Consider the following 7,729-nt stretch of genomic DNA (forward strand, 5'->3'; position numbering starts at 1 on the left):
GCGCAGAGCATACTATTTGCCCTGTTATAGCGATTCTCTTGTTATCGAGAAGGCGAGTGCCTGATGGAAGCAGTCAAGATTGTCCTCGAGCTGGCGGTAGTGCTCGGGGCGATTGTCATGGGTACCAGATCGAGCGGTGTCGCTCTCGGTCTGTGGGGCGGCGCAGGTGTTGCCGTCCTCGTGTTCGTCTTCGGAGAGGACGTCGGCAGTCCGCCGGTCGACGCTCTCCTCATCGTCCTGTCCGTCGTCCTCGCGTCGTCGATGATGCAGGCGGCCGGTGGTATCGACTGGATGGTCACCATCGCGGCCAAGTTGATCGAATCTCGCCCGAAACAGATCACGCTGATCGCGCCGTTGGTGTCATTCCTGTTCTCGGTCGGTGCCGGCACGTCCAACATCCTCTACCCGCTGCTCCCCGTCATCTACGACGTCTCGTACAAGAACGGTGTGCGGCCGTCACGACCGCTGTCGCTGTCAGTTGTCTCGACCGGTGTAGCGCTCGCGTGTAGTCCGGTGTCCGCGGCAATGGCGGCAATGGTCACGCTGACCGACGTGCCGCCCTACGATTTCGAACTCATCGACATCATCAAGATCACCTTCCCGGCCGCTGTTGTCGGCATCGTCCTTTCCTCAATCGCGGTCAACCGACTCGGCAAAGATCTCGACGACGACCCGGAGATACAGGCGAAGATGAAGTCGGGCGAATTGGCCGGACCTGGTGCAGCCTCCAAGACCGAACTCGTCTCGACGAAGACCGGACGAAACGCGGCACTGATCTTCCTCGCCGGCGTCCTGGCTATCGTGATCTTCGGCCTGTTCAAGGGGATTCGTCCCGAAGCTGCCGACGGTACTCCGATGGGGATGACACCGATCATCGAAATGCTGATGTTCGTCGTGGGTACGTTGATCCTGCTGGTGTGCCGCCCGAATGTCGCCGACGTGCCGTCGTCGACGGTGTTCCGTGCCGGTATGGTCTCGGCCATCGCGCTGTTCGGTCTGGCATGGCTGACGGACACGTTCATCAGCGCCCATTCCGAGCTGATCACGAGCACCGTCGGCGACTGGGTCAACGCCGCGCCGTGGATCTTCGCGCTCGGTGTCTTCCTGGTCTGTGTACTGACGACCAGTCAGTCGACCGCTACGAGGACCATCGTGCCGATCGGTCTCGCTGCCGGGATTGCACCCGGTCTGGTGAGCGGAATGTGGGCCGGAGCGTTTGCCGGCGTCTATCTGTTGCCGACAAACGGTTCGCAGATCGCGGCTGCGAACTTCGACCTCTCGGGCAGCACGAAGCTCGGTTCCAAGCTCGTCGACCACTCGTTCTTCCTGCCGACCATCATCTTGGCCGTCACGACGATTGCGGCCGGCGCGTTGTTCGGAGTGGTGCTCGGTTGAGTATTGTGGCTGAGTCAGCCTGAGTGACAGCGCTGAGTCAGCTGTTGCGGTAGTGGTCCCAGCTCGCCTTGCACGCGTGGGCGAGTTGGTCCACCCGCTCGGCATCGGGTGTCGGCCAGTCGACGCCGGGTTCCATGATGTAGGCGGCCAGTTCGTCTCCCAGCAGGAATTCTCGCTTGAATTCGGCCTGGACCGCACTCAACGTGATCCCGGCTTCGGCAGCGCGGGCGCTCAATTCGGCGAATCTCGCTCCGGCTCGGATGATTTCGAAACTGCCGAGGTACGGCTGATTGAGAGCGACCGCATCCGGATCGTCGACCTGAAATCCCTTGCGATGTGAGACCGCAAGTGTGCGAATGAGCTCCGGATCCATCGTCACGGGATTGTCGCCGCGTCGATTGCCGTCGTGATCGCCACGATTGGAGAGTGCGACGACGTCGGGGAGTCGATCTGCTTCCGGCCGTTCGACATTGACGGCGCCGTCCCGCCGGGTGGTGTGGTTCATCGTGTCGTGGAACGACAACGTCGTGAACGATCGACCGAGTTCGAAGCTCTTCTCCACCATGGCTTCGATCAGTGTGTCGCGAGTTCTTTCGTAGACACCCAAACCGTGTTCGGCTGTCTCGGTGAAGGTCTCGGCGAGGTTCTTCCAGCCCGCGTCGTCGGTCGGCTCGAGCAGCAGGGGGTAGAACGAGAAGGTGACAGGGCGAACTGCGTCGACGCCGGTGAGGTCTGCTTTATTGCCTGCACCGGCCTTGTGGACGCGGGCGAATGCTTCGCGCAGTGACGCTTCCAGGTTTTCGGGCTTCGCACGGTTGGGATCGCGAATCATGCGTGGGTGCGGATTCTCCACGTATACGATGCGCGAATCGATTTCGGCCCAACGGCGCACGATGGGACTGGTGGACATGTCGGTGAAGTCGAATTGCAGCCGCTGTGTGAACTCGGGTGCGAGAAAACGTGAGAGTTCTGCTGGAATCGCGGAACCCGAGTGTGGGCAACTGACAAGAAGGTCGGCTTCGGCGATGGCGTCGTCGAGACTGCGGGAGTCGCGATCGGCATAGAACGTCAGGTCCTCCGGCGTGAACACGGTTCCGGCCGGGATGAGTACTGGTTCTCCACTGGTCATGAGCCCCAGCGTAATCGAGTACAACCGTGCGTACTCAGTATCCGCTGAGTCGTTCCACGAGAGCTGTTTTGATCTCCGGGCGACCAGCCGCGACAAGAGTGAAGGTGGCTTCACGCATGAGCCGCTCGGGGGTGTTGCTGCCGACCAGAGCGCGGCTTCCGGTCGCAGTCACGAGTGCGGCCGACGCGCGTATCGCAAGTTCCGACGCTCGGGCGCGGGCGGCCGACATGTCGCCGCCGTCGCGCAGTGCTGCATCGAGATCGGCGCGCGCCCGGGTGGCTTGTTCCTCGAACGCGTCGGTGTCGACTCCCAGATCCGCAAGTTCGGTGACAGCGCGGCGGGTGATGCCCATGGCCATCGCGCCGTTGAGCCACAAGCCGGGGAGCTGGGTGCTCTGGAATTGTTCGTCGCTGACGACAGCACAGACGTCGGTATCGGGAATTTCGAAAGCGTCGAACACGATTCGGACGGTGTTGCTTCCGCGCGCCGCGATCAGTGGAAGTTCCTCGATCGTCAGACCCGGGGCCTCGCCCACCGGTACGACGGAATGAACGATGGAATTGTCGAACTCGTCGCGCGCCGACACCAAGAGAACATCGACGATGTCCCAACCGGTGACGAAGGGGGCGATTCCGTCGAGGACGTAGCCGTCGTTCACCCGCTTCGCCCACAGAAGCGGTGGGCGGGGGATGGCGCCGGCATACGCAACCCCACCGCGAATCGTGCCGGAGACCAGACCGTCCCAGTATTGTTCGCGCAGAGACGTATTGGTACTCGCTGCCAGGGCCCCGACGACGCCGTGATGCTGCATCCAGGTGAACGTCGTGGCGAGGCAACCGCCGCACAAGGTTTCGAGGACCTCGACCAGTTCTTCGCTGCTGGGGCCACCCTCACCGAGGGCGGCGATGCCGTAGAAGCCGTCGGCGGCGAGCGCGTCGAAATGGCTGCTGGGGATTTCTCCGTCGGCGTCGACGCTGTCGGCGACGGGAAACAGAACGGTATCGGCGATCTCACGCGCAAGTTCCGGCCACTTGGTCACGCTGTCAGGGTAAGCCGTGAGCCGGGGTTGTGGTGTGGAACTGAAGCGGTGGAGTATCTAGAAGGACGGCGGTGAACTCACGATGAGGAATCTCGCAACTGCAGCGGTGCGATTGAACCACCGATGCGGGATGGTCGAGGTGTAGAGGAGGGTATCGCCGACATGAAGAACGTGATGCTCGTCCAGCCCGACCTCGACCTCGACAGATCCTTCGAGAACGTGAATGAATTCTTCGCCGGCATGTTCGGTGTGCTCACCTGCCTCGGAGTGAGGTGCTGCCGTGATCTCGTTGGGTTCCATGGTCCGTGAGCCGGTCGAGCAGAATCGGATCACCGAATCGTGTGCCAGTTCGAAGGTTCGCCCCTCGCCGGCGCGGACGAGGCTGGACGGAGTTCGCTCGCCCTGTGCCAAGAGTGAGTGCGCCGTGGTGCCGAGCGATTGCGCGAGGCGATGAAGGTTCATGACGCTGGGTACTGCGTGCCCGTTTTCGGTTTGGCTCAGGAATGGCTGCGACAACCCTGACTTCACGGCAACCTCACGCAACGTCAAACCGGCTTCTTTTCTCGCTGTCCGCACGGCTGCCCCGATTGCGGTCGCTATCGCTCTCTGGTCGTCGTCCATGTGCCGAAGATAGCAGTGCTCTGGTGAAAGTTTTGATTACACAGACGAAACAAATTCGACCACGGTAAGAAATTATCGACGTGCTGAATAGTCCCGTACACGAAACACTTCCAGCTTCGGACGGAGATCGGCGCATGGCCATCCATCCAGTCGACCAGCGGCTCCCCATTGCCCGCCAGTCTGCTTTTGCTCTTCAGCACGTCCTCATCATGTACACCGGTTGCATCACGGTTCCGCTGGTTTTCGGTGCCGCAGTCGGGCTGGACCGCAGCACGGTCGCGATGCTGATCAGCGCGGACTTGCTCGTTGCAGGCATCATCACGATCATTCAGAGCCTGGGCGTCGGGAAGGTCGCCGGTGTCCGGCTGCCGATCGTCTGCGGGGCGACCTTCGCCGGGCTGACGCCGATGATTCTGATCGCCAAGGAGTACGGCCTGCAGGCGGTGTACGGGTCCATGCTGGTCGGTGGCGTAGTCGGCATTGCCTTGGCCGTGCCGTTCGCCAAGATCGTCCGATACTTCCCACCCCTGGTCACCGGCGTCGTCCTCACAGTCATCGGCATCTCGTTGATCGGTGTCGCAGGAGGACTGATCGTCGGAAACGACCCCACCTCCCCGTCGTTCGCCGACCCGAAGAATCTGGCGCTGGCTGCCGCAGTCGTTGTGGTCGCGGTGGCCTTCATCTGCCTCGGCCGCGGGATGTGGACGCAGCTCGGTGTACTGATGGCGCTGGTGATCGGCACCGTGATCGCCATCCCGATGGGCCTGATCGATCTGAGTGGCGTCGGCGGCTCGGCCTGGGTGGGCTTCCCGATGCCGTTTCACTTCGGCGCTCCGGAGTTTCCCGTCACCGCCGTGGTGGCGATGAGTATCGTCATGGCAGTCGTCTTCGCAGAATCGACGGCGAGCATGCTGGCAGTCAGCGAGATCACCGGAAAGCCTTTGAAGAAAGCAGATCTCGCACGAGGGCTGGTGGCCGACGGGATGTCGGGAGTTCTGGGCGGAATCTTCAATGCCTTTGTCGACACCGTCTTCTCGCAGAATGTCGGCGCCGTTGCCACGACCCGGGTGTACAGCCGGTACGTGACCGCTACCAGCGGTGCCATTCTGATCGTCCTCGGCCTCATCCCGCGAATGGGTGAAGTGGTTGCAGCCCTGCCTGATCCGGTGGTCGGCGGCGTCGGAATCATCTTGTTCTCCACTGTCGCCGTGGTCGGAATCAACACGCTGCGCAAGGTCGATCTCAGCGACCCGATCAACACCACGATCGCCGCTGTATCGGTGGGGATCGGTATCTTGCCGGAATTTGCGGAGGGGATGTTCGAGCGATTCCCCTCCTCGGCTCAGATCCTCCTCGGTAGCGGCATCACCTTGGCTGCGGCCTCTGCCTTTTCACTCAATCTGCTGTTCAATCACACCCGACTCGGTGAACTCGCGAGGCGATCGCGAGAGAGCCTCCATGCCACTGCAAAATCTCAATCCGCCACCAGCTCTGCAGGAGACGCCAGTGCCATCGTCCCAGTCTGATCCCTTCGAAGTGCCCGTCGTCGACATCTCGCCTTACGTGCTCGGTGGTGCCGACCAGGACAAGGCGCGAGTGGCTGCCGAAGTCGACCATGCTTGTCGGACTGTAGGTTTCATGCAGATTCGGGGCCACGGTGTTCCGGCCGCTGTTTCTTCCGGCCTCGCCGAAGCGATGGACGACTTCTTCGGGCTGCCGATGGAGACGAAGTCGGGCTACCGAATCGAGGGCGCGAATCGTGGGTACAGCCCGCCCAAGAGTGAGTCGCTGAGCCTGAGCCTCGGCGTCGAATCCGCGACCAGAATGAACGACTTTTTCGAGGCCTTCAACGTCGGAACCGAAGCCCGATCATTCACCGAACTCGAACTGTCGGAGGACGATTACGGAATCAACCTGTGGCCCGCAGTGTCTGGTTTCACGGAGCGGGTGGAGAATTACTACGCCCATGGCGAGCGGGTGGCACGCACACTGACCACCATTTTCGAAGACGCGCTCGGGCTGACCCCAGGATTCTTCGAGTCGATCACCGACCACTCCATCGACGTACTGCGGATGAACAACTACGCGTTACCCGAAGGGACGGTGGCGTTGGACGGTGAGTTGAAGGGGATGGGCGAACATACCGATTTCGGGCTGGTCACCGTGCTGTGGGCGGATCAGGTCGAAGGTTTGCAAGTACTCGGGAGCGACCGACGCTGGCACGATGTCTGGCCGCACGACGGCGCGCTACTGGTCAACCTCGGGGATCTCACCGCGCGACTGACCAACGACAGGTGGATGTCCACGCTGCACCGAGTTGCGCCTCCGGTGGTGAACGGCACCATCAAGCGCCGGCGATCGGCGGCCTTCTTCCATGACGGAAACGTCGACGCGGTGATTGCGACCTTGCCGAGTTTTCAGGACGACTCCGGCTTGGAGTACGAACCCATTACCGTTCGCGATCACATCAAGGCCAAATTGGCCGGGTCGAGGCAGGGGAAGTCCAACGCCGCCGCAGGTCGTGAGGCGGCTCGGGTACTTTCGGCTGCAGAGCTCGAGGTCAAGCAGTGAGTGCACGGAACATCGTCCTGATCCACGGAGCGTGGGCCGGCGGTTGGGTCTGGGATCGTGTGTGTGGCCCACTGAAATCGGCCGGCTTCAATCCTGTTGTGGTGGAGCTTCCCGGCTCGGGAAGTTGGAACCCAGACGACGTGATCGATCTCGATGTCGTTGCCGAACATGTTGTGGCAGTTGTCGAGTCCTTGGACGGGCAGTGCGCCCTCGTCGGTCACTCCGGCGGTGGCATCGTGGCCTCACAGGTGGCTGAGTTGCTGCCTTCGCGGGTAACGGGTCTTGTGTACGTCGCAGGGATGATGCTTCCATCGCAGACGGACTTCGGGATGCTCTGCGTCGAACTCGGTCTGGAAAGTCCGGTCGGGATCTCACGTTGGTTGGTCCCCGCCGACGACGGGGATGCGACGGCTGTTCCGCCCGAAGCCGGTGCCGCTGTGTTCTTCCACGAAGCGCCGGTGGCTGATGCGATCTTCGCCGCGCGCATGCTCGTTCCACAACTGGAGTCAGCCCGCCTGATGGCACCGGTCTGGACGGATGAGCGATTCGGAACCGTGCCGAGGTTGTATGTCGAATGCACGCTGGATCGAACCGTGCCGATCGAGGCTCAACGCGCCATGCAGAGACTTGTCCCCGGTGCCCAGGTGGTCAGCCTGGGCACCGACCATGCACCGCAGTTGTCGGCGCTCCCGGAGTTGATCGACGCGATCACCGATTTCGCCCGGCAGGTGTTCAGCCGAACTCGACCCCTTGAGCCAGCGGAAGCTGGTCCGAGTAATTGACGGTATTGGTGGCTCGGCGCATGTATGCCTTCCACGAATCCGAACCCGATTCGCGTCCGCCGCCAGTCTCCTTCTCCCCGCCGAATGCGCCGCCGATCTCCGCACCGGACGTTCCGATGTTCACGTTCGCGATGCCGCAATCGGAGCCGTCGGCGGCGAGGAAGCGCTCTGCTTCTCGCTGGTCGAGTGTGA

8 protein-coding genes are annotated in these 7,729 nt (G+C 62.0%); 4 read left to right on the plus strand and 4 right to left on the minus strand.

What is annotated here, in order from left to right; translation table 11 throughout:
- Positions 1-63: 63 nt before the first annotated feature.
- Complete coding sequence (locus ACYP01_RS07110) at positions 64-1,395, plus strand: anaerobic C4-dicarboxylate transporter family protein (RefSeq protein WP_003940851.1); 1,332 nt, start codon at positions 64-66, stop codon at positions 1,393-1,395.
- A 37-nt stretch (positions 1,396-1,432) separates the two neighbouring features.
- Here ACYP01_RS07110 and ACYP01_RS07115 read toward each other — a convergent pair whose 3' ends face one another.
- Genes ACYP01_RS07115 through ACYP01_RS07125 form a run of 3 tightly spaced genes read right to left on the minus strand, consistent with a single transcriptional unit; the run spans position 1,433 to position 4,184 of the window.
- A complete protein-coding gene (locus ACYP01_RS07115; protein ID WP_003940896.1) occupies positions 1,433-2,524 on the minus strand; it encodes an N-formylglutamate amidohydrolase in 1,092 nt (363 codons plus the stop codon).
- A 34-nt stretch (positions 2,525-2,558) separates the two neighbouring features.
- Positions 2,559-3,563 (minus strand): acyl-CoA dehydrogenase family protein, encoded by a 1,005-nt coding sequence (locus ACYP01_RS07120; RefSeq protein ID WP_003940988.1) that lies wholly within the window; start codon positions 3,561-3,563, stop codon positions 2,559-2,561.
- Between the two features lie 57 nt (positions 3,564-3,620).
- The gene (locus tag ACYP01_RS07125; protein WP_003940980.1) at positions 3,621-4,184 is read right to left on the minus strand and encodes a helix-turn-helix domain-containing protein; all 564 of its coding nucleotides are present in this window, start codon (positions 4,182-4,184) and stop codon (positions 3,621-3,623) included.
- A gap of 134 nt (positions 4,185-4,318) precedes the next feature.
- On the opposite strand from ACYP01_RS07125, the gene ACYP01_RS07130 reads away from it, so the two are divergent.
- From ACYP01_RS07130 to ACYP01_RS07140, 3 genes are read left to right on the plus strand one after another with little or no spacing between them, the layout of a single operon-like run.
- On the plus strand, positions 4,319-5,710 hold the full coding sequence (locus tag ACYP01_RS07130; protein ID WP_003940835.1) for a uracil-xanthine permease family protein: 1,392 nt from the start codon (positions 4,319-4,321) through the stop codon (positions 5,708-5,710).
- On the plus strand, positions 5,691-6,755 hold the full coding sequence (locus ACYP01_RS07135) for an isopenicillin N synthase family dioxygenase (protein ID WP_003940933.1): 1,065 nt from the start codon (positions 5,691-5,693) through the stop codon (positions 6,753-6,755). Before ACYP01_RS07130 ends, ACYP01_RS07135 begins: the two co-directional genes overlap by 20 nt.
- On the plus strand, positions 6,752-7,537 hold the full coding sequence (locus ACYP01_RS07140; RefSeq protein ID WP_459679135.1) for an alpha/beta fold hydrolase: 786 nt from the start codon (positions 6,752-6,754) through the stop codon (positions 7,535-7,537). The genes ACYP01_RS07135 and ACYP01_RS07140 overlap by 4 nt, the downstream gene beginning before the upstream one ends.
- On the opposite strand, the gene ACYP01_RS07145 is transcribed toward ACYP01_RS07140, so the two are convergent.
- On the minus strand, positions 7,488-7,729 hold a 242-nt coding region (locus ACYP01_RS07145), incomplete at its 5' end, for an aldehyde dehydrogenase family protein (RefSeq protein WP_459679137.1). The two genes, ACYP01_RS07140 and ACYP01_RS07145, sit on opposite strands and share 50 nt — an antisense overlap.

This window comes from Rhodococcus sp. no. 34, from assembly GCF_054589475.1.

What these genes read in the sequence shown, in the direction of transcription:
- ACYP01_RS07115 (WP_003940896.1), bottom strand. Translation starts at nt 2,524, where the DNA reads ATGACCAGTGGAGAACCAGTACTCATCCCGGCCGGAACCGTGTTCACG.
- ACYP01_RS07125 (WP_003940980.1), bottom strand. Translation starts at nt 4,184, where the DNA reads ATGGACGACGACCAGAGAGCGATAGCGACCGCAATCGGGGCAGCCGTG.
- ACYP01_RS07130 (WP_003940835.1), top strand. Translation starts at nt 4,319, where the DNA reads ATGGCCATCCATCCAGTCGACCAGCGGCTCCCCATTGCCCGCCAGTCT.
- ACYP01_RS07110 (WP_003940851.1), top strand. Translation starts at nt 64, where the DNA reads ATGGAAGCAGTCAAGATTGTCCTCGAGCTGGCGGTAGTGCTCGGGGCG.